This window comes from Winogradskyella sp., from assembly GCF_028282165.1.
Classification (GTDB): domain Bacteria; phylum Bacteroidota; class Bacteroidia; order Flavobacteriales; family Flavobacteriaceae; genus Winogradskyella.
On sequence record NZ_JANQIM010000005.1, the window covers coordinates 221,309 to 240,167 of the forward strand.

The following is an 18,859-nucleotide window of genomic DNA, read 5'->3' on the forward strand; positions in this document are numbered from 1 at the left end:
TCTTTATTTGGGCTATCACAATATATTGATGCATATTTAACCCGTTGATAATGTGTCCCAAACTCTATAAGACATTAAATTGAAACTGTAATATTGCATTACTTTACAATTTTTGCCTATGAAACCTAAAATATGGTTGTCTGCACATCAAATGAGCTGTGTAGCATCTACTTTCAGCAAAAAAGTATTTGGTTTTCGACTTACCAAAAGACTTAACCAAATTAGAACAGCATTTTACCCAATTTTTGATCTTATTGTTGCAAAGGATTTTGTATCATTAAACATGATATATAATAAGCATTGCTTTTTAAACAAAATGAAGTAAAGTATGTGCGGAATAAACGGCATAATAACTAAAACCAAAACAAATAAGGACAAGATTTCTTCGGTTCTCAACACAATGAATAACTTAATTATTCATAGAGGGCCAGACGAAGATGGCGTATTTGCTGAAGAACTCATGGATTATTCTGTAGGAATGGCCATGCGTAGATTGTCTATTATAGATCTGTCTTCTGGACAACAACCGATTTTTACCGAGGATAAACAAATAGTTATTGTATTTAATGGTGAAATCTACAACTACAGAGTCCTAAAAGCTAAACTTGAAGCAGAAGGTGTAACCTTCAACACATCAAGTGATACAGAAGTGATTCTTAAGGCTTACGAAAAATATGGCGTTGCGTCCTTTCAGTGGTTAGATGGTATGTATGGTTTTAGCATTTATGACAAGAAAATCAATAAGCTCTTTATTGCACGTGATTTCTTTGGTGAGAAGCCATTGTACTATATGCATACTGAGAAAGCGTTTATTTGGGCTTCAGAGTTGAAATCGATTATCAAAACCATTGATTTTAATCCAAATATCTCAAAAACAGGATTGAATCTGTACTTCAGATTAACCTATATTCCTGCTCCACATACTATTTATGAAGGCATCCGAAAATTAGAAGCTAATCATTATATCGAGTACGACTTAGTATCACATCAAACGAGCATTCATAAAATCAATACAGAACCAAAACCTGAAACCGTAAATATTTCTTTTGAGGATGCCAAGGCAAAAACTAAGGAAATGGTTTACAATAGTGTGAATAGCCGATCTATCGCTGATGTGGGATTAGGGACATTTTTATCTGGTGGTGTGGACTCGTCGATTATATCGCTATGCCTATCTCAAACCACCGATAAGAAGATTGATACCTTCTCCATAGGTTTTAAAAAAGCATCCTATGACGAAACCGACAAATCTCGAGTTGTTGCCGATATGATAAATAGCAATCATCATGAGTTTATTATTGATGAAGATGATTTAAAAAATAACATCCATAACATCTTGGTTAATTTTGACGAACCATTTTCCGATAGCGCCGCTCTGCCCACTCACCTTTTATCAGAAAAAACAAGAGAGCATGTTACTGTGGCTTTAACAGGTGATGGTGGTGATGAAGTATTTGGTGGTTACAACAAGTATTACATCGGAAAAATGAATAAGCGATATACTGGGTTGGTTCCTAAAGGTATACACAAGACAATATTAAAGCTTAGTCAAAAATTATTAGTAGACAAGGATGATGCAAGGGGAAGGAAATTTCAGATCAATAAGTTGCTCAATGCCATAAACTACAATGGTAACTTTTACTGGGATATTATTTCATTAGCAAATACAAGCAAACAACTAGCAGAAATAATGCATCCGGAATTCTATGAAACCGATATTTTTAAGGAGTACAAAAACATTATAGGAAAACAGCATATAGAGACGCTCACAGATTTTAGACTTGTTGACAAAATATGCAGTTTGGAAGGTGGTATGTTGGCAAAAGTCGATAGAACAAGCATGATGACCTCCTTAGAGTGTAGAGCACCTTTCTTAAATAAGGATATTTGGGAATTTACCAACACCCTACCAGAGCACTATTTAATGAAAGGCTGGAACAAAAAACACATTCTCAAAGAGGCTTTTAAAGATCAATTTCCAGATGAGTTCTTAGAAAAAAGTAAAAGTGGTTTTGGCAGCCCTACAGGCGATTGGCTTAGACAAAGCTTGCGACAAGAACTTGAAAGTTATATAGAACCCAATATGCTAAAAGATCAAGGTATTTTTAACGTAGAAGTTATCACAAAACTAGTTAGAGACCATTTAGACAGTAAAAAGGACAGTACGTTTAGGGTTTGGTCCTATTACTGCTTTCAAAAATGGTACAAATACAATTTTCTCAAACAAAATTAGCAACCATGAGTAAAAAAAGAATCTTATTAATTGCATCTTATGATGGTTCGCTAATTAGGTTTAGAGGAGATTTTATAAAAAGCCTCATCAGTAATGGCTTTGAAGTTTTTGCAGCAGCTCCAAGTTACGCTCAACAGAACCGTCAGAAAATTACAGAAATGGGTGCGACGCCAATTGAATTCAATTTGCAGAGAACGGGTTTAAACCCTGTAAAAGATATGGATTCAATAAAAGAGCTAAAGCAGATTATTAAAAGCAATAAAATCGATTTGGTATTTCCATATACCGTAAAGCCTGTTATTTATGGTTCAATGGCTGCAAATAGCTGCAAAGTTCCAGTAATATCACTTATTACAGGTTTGGGGTACACCTTTACAGGTGCTTCTAAGAAAGCAAAACTGCTTCAGAAGTTTAACGAGCGTTTATATAAATTATCTATACGAAAAAATAAGTTTATTGTCTTTCAGAATAAAGATGACCATCAACTACTGGTTGATCGAAAAGTAATTTCGAAACATCAAAAGGTTGCCTTTGTAAGTGGCTCTGGTGTTAACTTAGAGCAATTCACCTTCAAGGAAAAGAACCCAACCGATAAAGTTAGTTTTCTTTTTATTGCTAGACTTATTAAAGAAAAAGGAGTGGCTTTGTATTTAGAAGCGTCAAAAATTTTAAAAGAAAAATACCCTAAAGCTGAATTCCATCTTATAGGTGCCGCCGAAACCTCACCATCTGCTATTAGTGAGGAAGAGTTAAACGATTTGCACAAAAAAGGAACCATAATCTTTCATGGCAAACAAAAGAACGTAGAAAAGCATCTGCACAATACCGATGTATTTGTATTGCCAAGTTATTATAGGGAAGGTTTACCAAGAACCACACTAGAGGCCTGTGCTTGTGGAAATCCAATTATAACAACAGATTCCGTAGGCTGTAGAGAGTCGGTTAAAGAAGGCGTTAATGGGTTTTTAATAGAACCTAAAAATCTAGAAGCGTTAGTGAAAGCTATGGAATATTTTATTACTAATCCAGAAAAAGTAAAAGAAATGGGTATTAATAGTAGGAAATATGCTGAAGAACGCTTTGATGTTAATATTATAAATAACGATTTAATCAATATTATAAAACAAGTACTTCATTGAAACTAATACTTGCACATAACAACAAGATTGCTTTGTCTATAGTTTTACTCTTAGCTATAGGGATTCTAAGTACTTATTTTAATTGGGGTGCAATATCAGTCATTGCAAGTGTTTTACTACCTGTTTTGTTTTTCTTAAATACTATAATTGTAATTTATGCCTTTAGACAAAGAAAGTATTTGTATCTCTTTAGTACAATGGCTTTTCTTTTGTGTTATAATTTCTTTTATCAAATTTCTTTAGATGATGAAAACCATAAAAACACTATCAGTTTATTGACTTATAACGTTAGATCTTTTGCAAATGAAGACGCTAAAGTTGCTAATAATATTATAAAGTTTATTGATTCAATAAACCCGGATATTCTTTTGTTACAAGAATCTGCTTATAAAGTAGGTCGAAATATTAAGGGCTATGATTATCACTTTTTAGGCTTTAGGAAGGATATCGAAAAGACACTACTCGATGTTTATTCAAAATTTCCAATCGTAGAAAAAGGCTATGTTGATTTTCCTAATACCAGAAACAACACACTGTATACCGACTTGGTTGTAGAAAACGACACCTTAAGAGTTTATAATGTTCATTTACAGTCATTTGCCCTAACGTCTCGTGCTGTTCTAGATGTGTCTGAAAAGTTATCTTATACCTTTAGTAAGCAGATTGAACAATCTAAAGCCGTAAAGGCACATGCTAATAAGTCTAACAGAAAGGTTATTATAAGTGGTGATTTTAATGCAACTCAATTTTCCATACCCTACAAAACTTTGTCTCATGGGCTTAATGATTCATTTTTTGCGAAAGGTAATGGATTAGGTACAACTTATAATTTATCGGGTTTTCCATTACGTTTAGATTATATATTGCTCAACAAATCGTTAGAAGTGACCAATCATAAGAATTTTGATTTAAATTTATCTGATCACAAACCCATTTTAATTGAATTTAAAATACCCAAAACATCAAGATCTTAAGTTTACAAAAACCTACGCCTATGAAAAATATATATAAAATCATAAAACGAATAGCGGACTTTACAGCCTGCTTAATAGGTTTAATTATCATTTCACCACTATTAATAACACTGATTATAATTCTATCAATTGCTAATAGCGGGAAACCTTTCTTTTACCAAGAGCGTGCCGGATTAAAAGGCAAGCCTTTCACTATCATTAAACTAAAGACTATGACCGATAAGACTGACGAGAATGGTGAACTTCTTCCGGTTGTGCATAGAATTACTAAAGTGGGGAGTTTTTGTAGAAAGTATTCTTTAGATGAAATACCTCAACTTATCAATGTTTTAAAGGGTGATATGAGTCTTATTGGTCCGAGGCCCTTATTTGTAGCATACATTGAACTCTACAATGAAGAACAAATAAAGAGATTGAATGCATTGCCAGGGATTTCGGGTTGGGCACAGGTTAATGGCAGAAATGCGATTAGTTGGGAAGAAAAATTCGATTATGATGTTTATTATGTGAAACATCAATCATTTAGTTTGGATATGAAAATACTTATAAAGACTATTGAGAAAGTAATTGCTCCAAAGGACATCAATAATTCAGATGAAGTAGATATGCCGAGATTTACAGGGTCAAGACACGAACCTTCAAATGCCTAAGCTATATAATGTTTATGTCTTTGAATGAATGAATTAAAAATTGTGGCAAAAACTCATCTTTCAAGTCCTCATTTAATTGATAGTGAATATTTAAGCCGTTATCAATTAAACCTATAGTTTTCCATCCTATTTTGTTTGGAGTCAAAAAATCCTTCTTGATATTATCGCCAATGTAATAATAAGTCTTTGCAGGTAGCGCTGTTTCTACTGCTCTGTAGTTCAACTCATTTGGCTTTTCACTTCCAATAGCTTCAGAGATTACTATTTTGCTCAAAAACTCTTTAATACCTAAGGCTTCGATTTTTGCAGTCTGTGTATTTACGCGTCCATCCGTAATTATAGCAAGCCGTCCTTCTTTTTTAGTGATATTTTGAAAAATTTCAAAAACCCCTTCAAACAAACTAATATCCGGTATATGATTACGATAGGTATGAATTAAGTCCTGTTTTTCAACAATGTACTTCTCTGCTAAATATTCAAAGACATCCCTCCCATTTCTATACATAGCAAGCATATTACTATATAAGGATTCACTATTTCTAGAATCGATTTGGTTTGAAATGAATTTATATGCTGATTTTAGGAACCCTATTTCATTATAGAGCGTATCGTCCAAATCAAAAACAACTACAGTATGTCTGTCAATCTTTATATCCATGAACTAATACTTCATCATCATAGCGAATCATTAGCAAATCTGACTCCCAACTATTAAACTTGTCTTCAATAGTATTATCTAACAAATATTCTTCTATGATCCACTTCGGAAAATTTGCACCTGCCAAGTAAGATAGAGGATATCCGCCACCAAATCTTGGATTTACTTCAATACCATAAACAATTGTTTCATCTGATTTATTGACAAAAAACTGAACTGCAAATCCTCCACGTGCACCTTCAATATAATTTAAATTGGATGTAATGAAATCTGCTAATGCATTTCTTTTTGTTAAAGCCTTATAGACTTCACCATCCCTTACCTCTATACGCTTTCTAGGAACAACACATTTTAGTTGACCATCCTTGGCATAATACAAATCGCAAGTATACTCGTCATAAGCTTTGTGGTCCAAGTACTCTAAAAACATAAGTTTGTCATTCTCAAAATGATATTCAGTAAAATCTTCTTCCTTTTCAACGATAAATGTATCCACGCTTCTACTGCCATCGGTGGGCTTAATAAAAAGCGGAAGTTGATAGTTGGTCTTGGAGAATTCCTTGGCAACGCGGATATGATGAGATTCAAAAAATCTATGTATCTCCCTTTTATCACGACATTTTTGAATAAAAGGAACATCAGATATCAAAATCTTTACACCTACGGCTTCAAAATCGTTTTGATGTTTAGAGAGCATTAAAAGTTCAGTATCTATAGTTGGGATAATTAAACCTATTTGATTGTCTTTACACAGATCAAGTAATTTATTGATATACAGATTATCATCTAACCTCGGAACGTTAAAGTAATTATCCGCTACATGGCATGCGGCCGACAACAATGGGTTAGAGTCTGAAGTAAAAACTTTAGCTTTAGGATATACCTTAACCAACTCTTTTTGAAAAGCTCTAACCAAAGAGACTCTTCTACCAGCAGAAGTTATGAGAATATTCATGTTATTAAATTAAGGGCCTGCATATGACTATTATTATTTGAGGCTCTAAATATAACTACGCCATCTTAAAGCTAAAAAAAGAACCTACGATTGGCAAATTAATTGGATTAGGGAATAGATTCAATGCAATAAACACATTTTAGTAGTTATAAGCAAATCACCGATATCAATAAAATCATGAATATTTACCAGCTTTCTTTACCAATTAGCATGTATAAGCAAGCGAATTTACACCAAAGATGATCTCTAATTGCAATTCAATATGGGACTAGGTGACAACGTAAATATTTGCCTTTTATCGTCTTTATTTGTTGAGTCTCATATTATTAATGCATCTTTAAATCGATTTAATAATCGTGTCCCAAATCCCTCTAAGGCATGAAATTGAAAAGGTAATGTCTATTACTTAACAATTTGACTTATGAAACCTAAAATATGGTTGTCTTCTCCGCATATGTGTGGATTAGAACAAACTTACATAAAAGAAGCATTTGATACCAATTGGGTCGCACCCTTAGGGCCTAATGTAAATGGTTTTGAAAACGACTTACAGCAATATCTCAATCAAGATGTAGAGGTTGCCGCTTTAGCTTCAGGAACATCAGCACTGCATTTAAGCCTTATTTTACTTGGCATAGGTCAAGGTGATGAAGTTATATGCCAAAGCAAAACATTTTCTGCTTCTGCTAATCCAATAGTCTATCAAGGAGCTACGCCTGTTTTTGTTGATAGCGAAAGAGAGACTTGGAATATGTGTCCTGTATTGCTCGAAGATGCTATTAAAGATAGAATTTCTAAAGGAAAGACTCCAAAAGCAATCATAGCCGTACATTTATATGGAATGCCCTATAAAGTTAAAGATATCCATGCTGTCGCCAAAGCGTATAATATCCCAGTTATAGAAGATAGTGCAGAATCTTTAGGGAGCCATTATAAAGGTCAAAATTGTGGTACTTTTGGCGATTTAGCTATACTGTCATTTAATGGCAATAAAATAATAACTACATCTGGTGGTGGTGCTCTTGTAACAAGAACCATTGAGGACAAACAAAAGGCCGTTTTTTTAGCTACTCAAGCAAGAGATAAAGCACCTCATTACCAACATTCGCATATTGGCTATAATTATAGAATGTCCAATATTGTTGCTGGTATTGGTAGAGGACAGATGACCATATTAGATAGCCATGTGGCGAAGCGTCGTTCTAATCATGCATTGTATTCTAAAACTTTTAAGGAGATTGAACAGATAACATTTTTAGAAGAGCCAGAAGGGCACTTCTCTAATCGTTGGTTATCATGCATTCTTCTAGATTCCAGAGGCACTCGGGAAGATCTACGATTGGCCTTGGAAAAGGAAAATATTGAATCCAGACCTCTGTGGAAACCAATGCATCAACAGCCTGTATTTAAGGATTCACCAAGTTTTATAAATGGAGTTTCTGACGATTTATTCGATAGAGGACTTTGCTTACCAAGCGGCTCCAACCTCAGTGACGAAGAACTCAATAGAGTCATTTCTACCATAAATATGTATTTTGCAGTATGATTGTTAAGTTTTTAAATAAAATCTCTCAGCGTTATGCTTCAAAATGGTTAGTACTACTGTTTGATGTATCTATAGTCGTATTAACGTTCTTTTTAGCATATCTCATACGATTTAATTTTAAGATAGATTTCGACGTCTCAACCTTACTGAAACAAATTCCATATGTTATAATCGTTGCTTCAATAAGTCTTATAGCAGTTGGGTCATACAAAGGTGTAGTGAGGTTTACCGGGTTTAAGGATATTGTCAATGTTATCATTGGTGCCAATATATTAGCCACTATACTGATATGCTGTACATTTTTGAGTAGAAAATTTATAAGTGATGATAGTATATTCAATATTTCGGGATCAATAATCTATATCCATTTATTATTAAACATTCTGTTTTTAATTGGAGCCAAACTGTTTATAAAATCACTTTATAATCATATTACCCAAGATGTAAATACAACGGCTAATGTGTTGATTTTTGGAGCTGGAAATTCAGGCATGTTAACTTATGATGCTATTCAGAATGACACAAAAAATGGATTCCAAGTCGTAGGGTTTATTGATGATGATGAGCGAAAAATTGGCAAAAAGATAAATCTTCTAAAGGTCTATAGCATAAGCTCTATTGACGAGGCTTTTATAAAAAAGTACGATGTAGAGGATGTTATTATCTCCATCCAAAATATTGATCCATCAAGATTATTACAGATTACCGGAAACCTGTTCTCACTAGGCCTAAAGGTAAAAATAGTGCCTCCTGTGCAGAGTTGGATCGATGGAGATCTAAGCGTAGGCCAAATCAAAGAAGTTAAGATTGAAGACTTATTGGGAAGAGATCCCATTAATATAAAAAACCCTGATTTAGAAGACCAATATGACAATAAAGTAATCTTAATTACTGGTGCAGCAGGATCCATAGGTAGCGAAATCAGTAGAAAAGTAAGTCTTTATAACTACAAAAAGTTAATACTAGTTGATAATGCAGAGTCCGCATTATATGATATACAACAAGAGTTTAAACAACTAGGACTTTCAAATATTGACGCTATTGTTGCTGATGTAAGAAACAAGACCAGAATTGATCAAATTTTTAATCAGTATAAACCAAAAATTGTCTTCCATGCTGCTGCATATAAGCATGTGCCTTTAATGGAAAACAATCCTTTTGAAGCTGTAAGCGTTAATATAGGTGGTACCAAAAATGTAGCAGATATTGCCGTAAAACATAGTGTAGATAAATTTGTCTTAATATCTACGGATAAAGCTGTAAACCCAACAAATGTAATGGGTGCTACAAAACGTATAGCTGAGCTTTATGTTACTTGTTTAAAGGGTAAAGGCCATACCAAATTTATTACGACTAGGTTTGGTAATGTATTAGGTTCTAATGGTTCTGTTATTCCTTTGTTTAAGAGGCAAATCGAAAAAGGTGGTCCATTAACGGTAACCCACAAAGAGATAACACGCTACTTTATGACCATTCCTGAGGCCTGTCAGCTCGTATTAGAAGCAGCAGCTATGGGTAATGGTGGCGAAATATTTGTCTTTGATATGGGCGAACCTATAAAGATATTTAACTTAGCCAAGAATATGATTATCCTTTCAGGATTGCGTTATCCAGAGGATATTGACATTAAGATTACTGGCCTAAGACCAGGCGAAAAAATATATGAAGAGCTTCTGGCAGATGGCGAAAACACCAAAAAAACGTATCATGAAAAAATAATGATTGCAAAATCTAGATTTGTTGATATTGAGAAAGCTGAAAAAGGAATTAATAAGTTAACTTCGATAAATTCCTTAACACAACCATTAGAAATTGTGTCTTCGATAAAGTCCTTAATTCCTGAATATATTTCCAATAATTCAACATACGAAGTACTAGATACAAAAAACAATCCTAAACTATAAACTAAATCTATTAGCATCCTATGAAAACCCGTAACTTTTTAATTTCACTTTTAGTAGTTGTTATGTTGACCTCTTGCGGATCGAGAAAGAATATTGTTTATTTTCAAGACGAACCGATAAGTGATATTATAACCTCAGAACCTAAGCAGCTTATTTATAAACCAGACGATATTTTAACCATCAATGTTTCGGCTTTAGACCCAGAAACTGTGATGCCATTTAATTTAACGCTTGTTGCCGGTGGAGCTCCAAATAATAATCCATTAAATGCACAAGGTGGACTACAACAGCAAACTTATCTTGTTGATTATGACGGGAACATAGAGTTTCCTGTTTTGGGAACACTAAAGGTTGAAGGTTTAACAAGAACTGAGCTTACAGATATGCTTACCCAAAAGATTTCAGAATATGCCAAAGATCCTATAGTTAATGTAAGGTTGGCCAATTTTACAGTGACCATATTGGGCGAGGTAAGAAATCCTGGGACATTTACCATACAAGACGAACGAATTACAGTCTTAGAGGCCTTAGGCCTTGCCGATGATTTAACCATCTTTGGAAAACGAAAAAATGTGCTTTTGATTAGAGAAGTCGAAGGGAAGAAAAAGTTCGCCAAGATCGATTTAACATCCATAAACAGTGTGAATTCACCCGTGTATTATTTACAACAAAACGATGTGATTTATGTTGAACCAAATACTGCTAAAATAAGGGCTTCGACATATAATCAGAATAATGCCATTTTAATATCGGCCATCGGAACCTTAACAACTATCTTAACGGTCTTTTTGGTTAACAATAATTAAAATAGTTTTTATTATTTTCACTTTATGGAATCTAAACCTGTTTCTACCACAAATGAAATAAGACAGAGTGTAGAATTGTTTCTTACTCAGTGGAAGCTATTATTGTTTTGTTTAATTGTTGCTATAGCACTTGGTTTCACATACCTTAGGTATGCCACCAATGAATATAATGCCTCAGCAACAATAAAAATTAGAGACGAAAAGCAATCCCAGAAACTACCTAGTATAGATGAGATTGCAAATGAAGGTTTATTTTCTGATGGTACCAATAAAATTAAAGATGAAATTGAAACCATAAAATCAAGGACTTTAATAAGAAATGTTGTTAAAAATTTAGGACTCAACATAAGTGTTTTTGCAGAAGGAAATATTAAGGAAAGGGAGATTTATAAAAATCCACCTGTAAGTATCAATTTCTTTGAAAATGATTCCATTATAGATCGTGTTAGTGCTGCAATTCACATCAAAGTGATATCAGAAACTGAGTTTCTGCTTTTTGAAGAAAAGGTTAAATCCCTAATAGACGATGGTGACGAAACAGGTACACCATACGCTTTTGGTGACAAAATTAAAATGGGATTTGGCGATGTGGTTATAACACCAAACATAGGTAAACACGCCCCAACAATTGGGAGTAATCTAAAAATTGCTATTGTCCCAGTTGATAGAATTGTAAATGCATATAAAGGCGCTATAAATATAGCCACGGATATTGGTTCTAGTGTTATTAAGCTAGAGCTTAATGATACCAATTCTTACAAGGCCGTTGATATATTGAATCAAATTATTGCCGAATATAACAACGATGTACTTGTGGATAAAGAAGAAGTCGTAAAGATTACATCAGATTTCATTAACAATCGATTGGAAGAAGTTGCTACTGAGCTTGGCGAAGTTGAATCGAGTGCAGAATTATTGGCCCAACGTAATAATCTTACTGCTTTAGGTGCCCAATCAGACCTGAATCTTCAAAGCAAAAAACAGCTGCAACAGCAAATCTCAAATACTGCCACCAACATCCAAATGATTTCTTATTTGCAAGAAGAAATTGCAGATGAAAATAAAATTAGTGATATGCTTCCTGCCAATATTGGCATTGGCGATGGTAATACGGCGCAGATTATAAAAAGCCATAATGAGTTGGTTGCACAACGCGATAGGATTTTAAAGAACTCTACGGAGAAAAACCCGGTTGTTATTCAATTAAACAACCAAATTGATGCCTTAAAAGTCAACCTTCAAAGCTCTCTAAGTACCATTAAAAGAACATCCGAGCTTACGCTCGATAATTTGAATGCCGAAAGTAATAGAATAAGTGGACAGCTGTACACTGCTCCTACAAGAGCAAGACAGCTGAGAGGTATTAAAAGACAACAAGACATTAAAGAATCGCTATTTTTATACCTACTACAAAAACGTGAAGAATCTGCTATTAGATTAGGTATGTATACACCTAGTGCCAAAATTATCGATAAGGCCTACTCTTCTCATCGACCTGTTGCGCCAAATACGATGATCACTTACTTAGCGTCCATTATTTTTGGGTTGGGTGTACCCATTGGACTCATTTATATTGCAGATCTTATAGACACAAAGATTTACACTAAGGAAGATTTAGCCAAATTATTGAATGTGCCTTACTTAGGAGATATCCCAAAAACCTCAAAAAAGCAAAAACTGGTTAAAAAGGTCGACTACTCACCTAAAGCTGAAGCTTTTAGAATTGTAAGGTCTAATATTGATTTTGTTCTAAAGGATGTCACAGGTAGGGCGAAAAGACTATTTATTACATCAACCAAAGCCCAAGAAGGAAAATCACATACCAGTACTAATTTAGCAACATCGATATCATACTCCGACAAGTCCGTTTTATTGATTGAAATGGATATTAGGGTGCCAAAAATTTTAAACTATCTTAATCTAAAAGAAAAACCAGAAAAAGGATTGTCGGATTACATTGCGGACAAATCCATAAAGCCTCAAGACGTTGTTGTAAAGCATCCTGATAATAGCTTTTTAGATATTATTCCATCTGGTACAATTCCGCCAAACCCATCAGAATTGTTAATGAGCGACAGAGTCACTCAATTATTCAAATATTTTGAAAACAAATACGATTATATTATTGCCGATACTTCTGCTGTAGGTTTGGTAAGTGATACCTTGTTGATTTCTAACCACGCTGATATATTTATCTATGTCGTAAGTGCAGATGGTGTAGACAGCAGACGATTAGTAAGTGTTATACAGCCACTTTACGACAAAAACAGACTTCCAAACATAACTATGCTCTTAAATGGTGTAAAACCAGGTAAAAAAGGCTATGGATATGGTTATGGTTATGGTAACAATCCTACTAAGAAAAAGAAATGGTATAAATTCGGCAAATAGAATATAAACTGCTGTTGCTCTTTATAATCTACGTCTTTTCTTTTCCGCTCTCAGCAACTCTAGTTCCCTATTGGTTTGTCCAGCTACTGAAGTATTTTCTTCTGCCCTTCTAATTAAATATGGCATAACATCCTTAACAGGACCAAAAGGAATGTATTTAGCGACATTATAACCTTTTGAGGCAAGATTATAGCTAATATGATCACTCATACCATATAATTGCCCAAACCACACGTTATTATCGTTCTTATTGATTCCATATTTTTCCATAAGTTCCATGGCCAAATAACTGCTTTCCTCATTGTGCGTCCCAATAAACAAGGAAATTTCATCTATGTGTTTGAGTATATAGGTAAGTGCGTTATTAAAATTATCATCCGTAGCATCTTTATTTTTACAAATTGGAGAAGGATACCCCTTTTCTTCAGCCCTATGACGCTCCTTTTCCATGTAGGCACCACGAACAATTTTCATACCTACTTTAAATCCTGAAGCCTTAGCACGAGAATGAAGCCCTTTTAGATAATCTAATCGATCCCAACGATAACACTGAAGCGTATTATAGACTATAGTTTTATCTTTATTGTAAATACGCATCATTTGCTCCACCAAATCATCTGCAGCATCTTGCATCCAACTTTCCTCACCATCTATTAAAACTTCAACATCCTTTTCTTTTGCCAATCTACAAACTGCATTATATCGCGCCACTACCCTGTTCCATTCTTCTTGCTCTTCTTTAGTAAAATCAAGATCTTCGCTCTTTTTTTGATAAAGTGCAAATCGCCCAAAGCCAGTAGGCTTGAACACAACTATTGGCATGGCATCCTTTTCATCACAGAAATGAATAATCTTTAATGTTTTTTCTAGTGCATAATCAAACTGCTCTTCGGTTTCCTTTCCCTCAACCGAATAATCCAAAACAGAGCTTACACCTTTTAAGTGCAACTTATCGATTACTGGCAGACAGTCTTCTTCATTAACTCCACCACAAAAATGATCAAAAACCGTTGAGCGAATTAAGCCCTCAACGGGTAAATTAGCCTTTAGTGCAAAATTAGTAGCCGCAGTGCCTATACGTACTAATGGTTGAGAAGAAATCATTTTGAACAAAAAATAAGCACGTTCCAATTCAGAATCGGATTTTAATGCAAAAGCGATATCAGTGTTTTCAAAGAGTGTACGATTTATCATAGATTAGAGAATAGTTAATACAAATATATTTAATCCATAGTTTACTTTTTTCTAAAAAAAGGGAGTATTTTCACAGCATTAATTTAGGAATTTTTTAAATGAAATCCATAAAGACCAAAAATGCCGTAATTTACTTTAACGAAGAGGTATATTCAGAATTAAATGCATATGTAAAAACGTCTAACCCCTCAAAAATATTTGTGCTGGTAGACACCAATACCCATGAATATTGCCTTCCTAAGTTTTTATCTCTGTTAGAATCCGATGATATTGTTGTAGAAGTTATGGAAATGCCTGAAGGTGAAGACCATAAAACTATAGATATTTGTACTGGTGTCTGGGAAGCGCTATCCGAATACCATGCCGACCGCAAAAGTTTACTAATCAATCTTGGAGGTGGTGTTGTTACTGATCTTGGTGGCTTTGTGGCCAGTACTTACATGCGTGGTATTGATTATATAAATGTACCTACATCTTTATTGGCTATGGTGGATGCCTCTGTAGGTGGAAAAACAGGTGTAGATTTAGGCCCTTTAAAAAATCAAATCGGTATTATTAGTGAAGGTAGTATGGTTTTAGTAGATACATCTTATATACAAACATTACCTCAAAACCATATGATTTCGGGTTATGCAGAAATGTTAAAGCATGGTTTAATATATGATAAAGCCTATTGGGAAAAATTAGTTAATCTCGAAAACTTAGATATTTCCGATTTAGATGGTTTAATCTACCACTCTATAGTTATTAAGAACGAAGTAGTCTCTGAGGATCCTACCGAACAAGGATTACGGAAAATCCTGAATTTTGGGCATACACTTGGCCATGCCATAGAAAGCTATTTTTTAGGCAATGCAGATAAAACGCCTTTATTACATGGAGAGGCCATCGCTATAGGTATGCTACTTGAGGCTTACCTTTCCATGAAGGCCACAGGTTTGTCTAAAAAGGAGTTTGAGGATATAGAAAAAGGTATCTTAAAAACATTTTCTAAAGTTGAAATCTCTACAGGTGATCAAAAAATTATAATGGACTTACTCATGCACGACAAAAAGAATAGTCATGGGAAAGTAAAATTTGTACTCTTGGAAGCTATCGGTCATCCAAAAATCAACTGCGAAGTAAGCAATTCACTTGTTCTGGAAGCCTTTGAAAACTATAATTCCTAAAGGTATATCGCTTTAATGACACTCATATGATGATTTTCGTGACCAGTGATGATATATCCTAAGGCTCTCACTGAAATCGAAGCTCCACTCGCTTCACCTATGCGTAGTAGCATATCATCATCAAAACTCCTAAAGAGAGTGATTGTACTATGTTTAACAGCTTTGTATTCCTCAACAAGACTTTTAAAAGATCTGTTTAAGGCATCACCCTTAGCCACATAATCATCCTGCTCAAAACCTACCAATGGCGTTTTGTCCCCTCTTGCAATTCGTAATGCCCTGTAAGAAAAAATACGTTCAGCATCAATAACATGAAGTAATCGATGTAGGATTTGTAATAAGGATGGTACTCCTCTTTATTTAGATGATTTGATATCATATGATTTAGAATAAAAAAGCCCCTAGTATAGCAACTAAGGGCCGAAACTTGTGTGGTATCAACTATAATTCATTAAATATAGTATGCATTAATCGCTTTTTATCGTTGATGCTTTCCTCTAATGAAATCATTGTTTCCGTTCTATAAACACCATCGATGTCGTCTAACATAAATATAATTTCTTTGGCGTGCATCGTATCCCTTGCGCGTATCTTACAAAAGATATTGAACTTACCTGTTGTTATATGGGCGACTGTAACATAAGGTATACTTTCAATACGTTCTAAAACAAATTTTGTTTGTGATGTGTTTTGCAGAAAGACACCTACATAAGCAATAAATGAATATCCTAATTTTTTATAATCCAAAGTTAGAGAAGAGCCTTTAATGATTCCTGCTTCTTCCATTTTCTTTACACGTACATGAACCGTACCAGCAGATATCAATAATTTTTTGGCAATATCAGTAAAAGGAATACGTGTATTGTCAATAAGCATGTCAAGGATTTGGTGGTCAACTTCATCTAATTTAAACTTTGCCATAATTGTATAATCTTTAAACTTTATGCAAAAATAAAGTATTTTTATTATCAATTACGCATTAAAAAAGAGTTTTATAAAGGTTTTAGTACGATTTTTTCATTATTTATCAATACGAAATCGTTTTCGTTAATAACTTTTATTTCCGAATTATCTCCATTTTTTACTTTTTGTCCTTTAGCATCTATTTCCCTGTGCCCAAAAAAATCACTTAATTTTGAAATGGTTTCTATAGTTGGTATAAAATCAATTTTGTCACCATTTAATCTTTCCACATATAGAATACCTATGTCAACTAAATCAGAAGCGCTATCCGAAATTAGGGCATTTCTTATAATGATGTCATAAAACTGTTTTCCATTCTCTGGTATTTGAAAATAGCTTTTATAATTAATATGGTCTATTCCACCAGAAATAACATCCAGGCCTCTAAGAATTGCTATAAACACTAAACGCCTCACCGCTTCCCTATTGTAATCGTTAGGTAAATGACCCGCTTCGTATAAAAGTGTTGGCACACCAAAACTTTGAAACATATCGCCCACACAATTTAGATTAAAACCATCATCGTATCGTGCTACACCGTTGGGTATTTCTTCTTGCAATATGTCGTTAACCTTAGAAATGATATGCATAGCCATCTCTCTGTTGGGTGTTATGGTACGATCAGGGTCTTGGGATGGAGACAAAAACGACAAAGTCGAAGACACATTTGTAGTTCCTACGCTATAAATGGTACGCTGACCATGTAGGTTAAAGCAATAATGGGGTTTAAAATCATCGAAAATGGCTCTCAGCACTTTGCTTTCGGGCTGAGAAAGCATTTGAGCGTCTCTATTTAGATCAAATGTATTAGCATTTAAGCGCGCATAACGTTCTGCGCCGTCGGGATTTAGGATGGGAATTGCCACTATGGTACAAGAGCTCAATATGTTATTAGAAACCTTATTATTGGTCAAAAACAGATTAAAACAATCAAACAAGGCTTTTGTAGTTGTTGATTCATTGCCGTGCATTTGAGACCATAACAAAACTTTTTGTGGTCCGCTACCAAACCGCAAGCCATAAATAGGTCTTCTTTCCACTGAATATCCTTCGACTGTGTATATTTCACTTGGAAACTTTTTCAGGCATTTTTCAATATCAGAATTGGTGATATAACGTCCGAACAATTCGGGCATTTTGATTAATGAATACAAACTATTGAAATGTTCAACTTTCATATAAAAAGCTTAGGTGTTACAAATGTAACTATTTGATTATTTACAATTGTAAACATTTAATTTTTGAGTAAATGTTACAAAAGTATACACTTGAGTCTTAAAGTTAACATCACAAAAGAAAGCTTATGAAGTTTAATTTTATAAATATTTATATTAATTAATAATTTATTGTTTATCAGTATTTTATATGTAATTATATAACTTATACTTTAATATAAGTTTGTGTGTAAAAGTCACATTCTTGCCTTTTAAAACACTAATGTTTACATTTGTACCGTTATAAAGTGACAACATCTGTTTACAATGATAAACTCAGCGGAATTTACAGCTAGACTTAAAAAAATCATCGATTTTTATGATGAAACTGCTTCTAGTTTTGCAGAAAAAGTAGGTGTTCAGCGCTCTAGCATTTCACATATCCTGTCGGGAAGAAACAAACCGAGTTTAGACTTTGTTATGAAGATTCTTCACGCCTATCCCGATGTGGAATTGTATTGGTTATTGAATGGAAAAGGGAGTTTTCCAAAATCGAACAACTTACCTAACCCAATGCCTCCAAAATTAGAATTTCCAAAAGAGGTGTCTAATGAGCCTGTTCAAACAGATTCTGAAATTGAAAAAATTGTTATCTTCTATAAAGATGGAACTTTTAAAAGTTACAATCCTTAAATTTTCGATCTACTAAACTATCTTTGCACAAAGCACAAGAATGAAGAATTTTATTTTGCTCTGTATTTTGGTAGTCTTTACAAGTTGCTACCAAGTTGAGCGTAACTGTAGCGACTTTAAAACTGGTGAGTTTAAATTTGATTATATGATAGATGGGGTGAAAAAGACTGGACGATTTGTAAGAACCGAAACTTTAAATATTGATTTCTATGAAGGTAAAGTTGATACCTCTTCTGTGCGCTGGATCAATGACTGTGAATTTATACTTAAAAAGCTTAACCCAAAAACGAATTCGGAAAAGGACGCCATTCATATGAAAATCTTGTCAACTGAAGGAACATCATCATATACTTTTGAATATAAACTTGCCGCAAAAAAACCTAATAGACCTTTACGGGTAGAAAAAGGTATTGCATACAGAATTAACTAG

Annotated in this window: 17 protein-coding genes; 11 read left to right on the forward strand and 6 right to left on the reverse strand. The window is 34.0% G+C overall.

The genetic code is table 11. From position 1 onward, the window contains the following. The first annotated feature begins 328 nt into the window (after window positions 1–328). Genes asnB through Q0972_RS02830 form a run of 4 tightly spaced genes read left to right on the forward strand, consistent with a single transcriptional unit; the run spans window position 329 to window position 4,996 of the window. On the forward strand, window positions 329–2,233 hold the full coding sequence (gene asnB / locus Q0972_RS02815) for an asparagine synthase (glutamine-hydrolyzing) (RefSeq protein ID WP_299362312.1): 1,905 nt from the start codon (window positions 329–331) through the stop codon (window positions 2,231–2,233). A gap of 5 nt (window positions 2,234–2,238) precedes the next feature. Next, a complete protein-coding gene (locus Q0972_RS02820; protein ID WP_299362315.1) occupies window positions 2,239–3,372 on the forward strand; it encodes a glycosyltransferase family 4 protein in 1,134 nt (377 codons plus the stop codon). Next, window positions 3,369–4,346, forward strand: coding sequence for an endonuclease/exonuclease/phosphatase family protein (locus Q0972_RS02825; protein ID WP_299362318.1), 978 nt, complete (start codon window positions 3,369–3,371; stop codon window positions 4,344–4,346). The genes Q0972_RS02820 and Q0972_RS02825 overlap by 4 nt, the downstream gene beginning before the upstream one ends. Before the next feature lie 29 nt (window positions 4,347–4,375). Next, window positions 4,376–4,996 carry a sugar transferase gene (locus Q0972_RS02830; RefSeq protein WP_299362497.1) on the forward strand — a complete coding sequence of 207 codons (621 nt, stop codon included), beginning with the start codon at window positions 4,376–4,378 and terminating at the stop codon, window positions 4,994–4,996. 1 nt (window position 4,997) lies between these two features. Here the strand turns inward: Q0972_RS02830 and Q0972_RS02835 are convergent, their stop codons facing one another. Together Q0972_RS02835 and Q0972_RS02840 are read right to left on the reverse strand one after the other, a co-directional pair. Further along, window positions 4,998–5,654: an HAD family hydrolase gene (locus tag Q0972_RS02835; protein ID WP_299362320.1), complete on the reverse strand. Its 657-nt coding sequence runs from the start codon at window positions 5,652–5,654 to the stop codon at window positions 4,998–5,000. Next, window positions 5,638–6,609, reverse strand: a complete 972-nt coding sequence (locus tag Q0972_RS02840; RefSeq protein WP_299362322.1) for an ATP-grasp domain-containing protein — start codon at window positions 6,607–6,609, stop codon at window positions 5,638–5,640. The genes Q0972_RS02835 and Q0972_RS02840 overlap by 17 nt, the downstream gene beginning before the upstream one ends. 421 nt (window positions 6,610–7,030) lie before the next feature. Here Q0972_RS02840 and Q0972_RS02845 point away from each other — a divergent pair, with 421 nt between their 5' ends. From Q0972_RS02845 to Q0972_RS02860, 4 genes are read left to right on the forward strand one after another with little or no spacing between them, the layout of a single operon-like run. Beyond that, window positions 7,031–8,155 (forward strand): aminotransferase class I/II-fold pyridoxal phosphate-dependent enzyme, encoded by a 1,125-nt coding sequence (locus tag Q0972_RS02845; RefSeq protein WP_299362324.1) that lies wholly within the window; start codon window positions 7,031–7,033, stop codon window positions 8,153–8,155. Next, the gene (locus Q0972_RS02850) at window positions 8,152–10,059 is read left to right on the forward strand and encodes a nucleoside-diphosphate sugar epimerase/dehydratase (RefSeq protein ID WP_299362326.1); all 1,908 of its coding nucleotides are present in this window, start codon (window positions 8,152–8,154) and stop codon (window positions 10,057–10,059) included. Before Q0972_RS02845 ends, Q0972_RS02850 begins: the two co-directional genes overlap by 4 nt. Before the next feature lie 20 nt (window positions 10,060–10,079). Continuing rightward, a complete protein-coding gene (locus Q0972_RS02855) occupies window positions 10,080–10,865 on the forward strand; it encodes a polysaccharide biosynthesis/export family protein (RefSeq protein WP_299362331.1) in 786 nt (261 codons plus the stop codon). Between the two features lie 24 nt (window positions 10,866–10,889). Further along, window positions 10,890–13,256, forward strand: coding sequence for a polysaccharide biosynthesis tyrosine autokinase (locus Q0972_RS02860; protein ID WP_299362333.1), 2,367 nt, complete (start codon window positions 10,890–10,892; stop codon window positions 13,254–13,256). Window positions 13,257–13,277: 21 nt separating this feature from the next. Here the strand turns inward: Q0972_RS02860 and Q0972_RS02865 are convergent, their stop codons facing one another. Then, on the reverse strand, window positions 13,278–14,450 hold the full coding sequence (locus Q0972_RS02865; protein WP_299362334.1) for a proline dehydrogenase family protein: 1,173 nt from the start codon (window positions 14,448–14,450) through the stop codon (window positions 13,278–13,280). Window positions 14,451–14,548: 98 nt separating this feature from the next. On the opposite strand from Q0972_RS02865, the gene aroB reads away from it, so the two are divergent. Further along, window positions 14,549–15,619, forward strand: coding sequence for a 3-dehydroquinate synthase (gene aroB, locus Q0972_RS02870; protein WP_299362337.1), 1,071 nt, complete (start codon window positions 14,549–14,551; stop codon window positions 15,617–15,619). Here aroB and Q0972_RS02875 read toward each other — a convergent pair. The 3 genes from Q0972_RS02875 to Q0972_RS02885 all read right to left on the reverse strand — a co-directional run bounded on the left by Q0972_RS02875 (window position 15,616) and on the right by Q0972_RS02885 (window position 17,760). Beyond that, window positions 15,616–15,951 carry a DinB family protein gene (locus Q0972_RS02875; protein WP_367182389.1) on the reverse strand — a complete coding sequence of 112 codons (336 nt, stop codon included), beginning with the start codon at window positions 15,949–15,951 and terminating at the stop codon, window positions 15,616–15,618. The two genes, aroB and Q0972_RS02875, sit on opposite strands and share 4 nt — an antisense overlap. A 109-nt stretch (window positions 15,952–16,060) precedes the next feature. After that, window positions 16,061–16,540: a winged helix-turn-helix transcriptional regulator gene (locus Q0972_RS02880; protein WP_299362339.1), complete on the reverse strand. Its 480-nt coding sequence runs from the start codon at window positions 16,538–16,540 to the stop codon at window positions 16,061–16,063. 71 nt (window positions 16,541–16,611) lie between these two features. Beyond that, a complete protein-coding gene (locus Q0972_RS02885) occupies window positions 16,612–17,760 on the reverse strand; it encodes a M14 family zinc carboxypeptidase (RefSeq protein WP_299362342.1) in 1,149 nt (382 codons plus the stop codon). Window positions 17,761–18,063: 303 nt separating this feature from the next. Between Q0972_RS02885 and Q0972_RS02890 the strand changes: the two genes are divergently transcribed. Together Q0972_RS02890 and Q0972_RS02895 are read left to right on the forward strand one after the other, a co-directional pair. Then, window positions 18,064–18,429: a helix-turn-helix transcriptional regulator gene (locus Q0972_RS02890; RefSeq protein ID WP_299362345.1), complete on the forward strand. Its 366-nt coding sequence runs from the start codon at window positions 18,064–18,066 to the stop codon at window positions 18,427–18,429. A 40-nt stretch (window positions 18,430–18,469) separates the two neighbouring features. After that, entirely contained in the window at window positions 18,470–18,859 is a 390-nt protein-coding gene (locus Q0972_RS02895; protein ID WP_299362347.1) for a hypothetical protein, read from the forward strand.

Excerpts from the sequence above, each read along its gene's own strand:
- asnB (WP_299362312.1), top strand. The coding sequence starts at position 329 with ATGTGCGGAATAAACGGCATAATAACTAAAACCAAAACAAATAAGGAC.
- Q0972_RS02820 (WP_299362315.1), top strand. The coding sequence starts at position 2,239 with ATGAGTAAAAAAAGAATCTTATTAATTGCATCTTATGATGGTTCGCTA.
- Q0972_RS02835 (WP_299362320.1), bottom strand. The coding sequence starts at position 5,654 with ATGGATATAAAGATTGACAGACATACTGTAGTTGTTTTTGATTTGGAC.
- Q0972_RS02840 (WP_299362322.1), bottom strand. The coding sequence starts at position 6,609 with ATGAATATTCTCATAACTTCTGCTGGTAGAAGAGTCTCTTTGGTTAGA.
- Q0972_RS02845 (WP_299362324.1), top strand. The coding sequence starts at position 7,031 with ATGAAACCTAAAATATGGTTGTCTTCTCCGCATATGTGTGGATTAGAA.
- Q0972_RS02850 (WP_299362326.1), top strand. The coding sequence starts at position 8,152 with ATGATTGTTAAGTTTTTAAATAAAATCTCTCAGCGTTATGCTTCAAAA.
- Q0972_RS02855 (WP_299362331.1), top strand. The coding sequence starts at position 10,080 with ATGAAAACCCGTAACTTTTTAATTTCACTTTTAGTAGTTGTTATGTTG.
- Q0972_RS02860 (WP_299362333.1), top strand. The coding sequence starts at position 10,890 with ATGGAATCTAAACCTGTTTCTACCACAAATGAAATAAGACAGAGTGTA.
- Q0972_RS02865 (WP_299362334.1), bottom strand. The coding sequence starts at position 14,450 with ATGATAAATCGTACACTCTTTGAAAACACTGATATCGCTTTTGCATTA.
- aroB (WP_299362337.1), top strand. The coding sequence starts at position 14,549 with ATGAAATCCATAAAGACCAAAAATGCCGTAATTTACTTTAACGAAGAG.
- Q0972_RS02880 (WP_299362339.1), bottom strand. The coding sequence starts at position 16,540 with ATGGCAAAGTTTAAATTAGATGAAGTTGACCACCAAATCCTTGACATG.
- Q0972_RS02885 (WP_299362342.1), bottom strand. The coding sequence starts at position 17,760 with ATGAAAGTTGAACATTTCAATAGTTTGTATTCATTAATCAAAATGCCC.
- Q0972_RS02890 (WP_299362345.1), top strand. The coding sequence starts at position 18,064 with ATGATAAACTCAGCGGAATTTACAGCTAGACTTAAAAAAATCATCGAT.
- Q0972_RS02895 (WP_299362347.1), top strand. The coding sequence starts at position 18,470 with ATGAAGAATTTTATTTTGCTCTGTATTTTGGTAGTCTTTACAAGTTGC.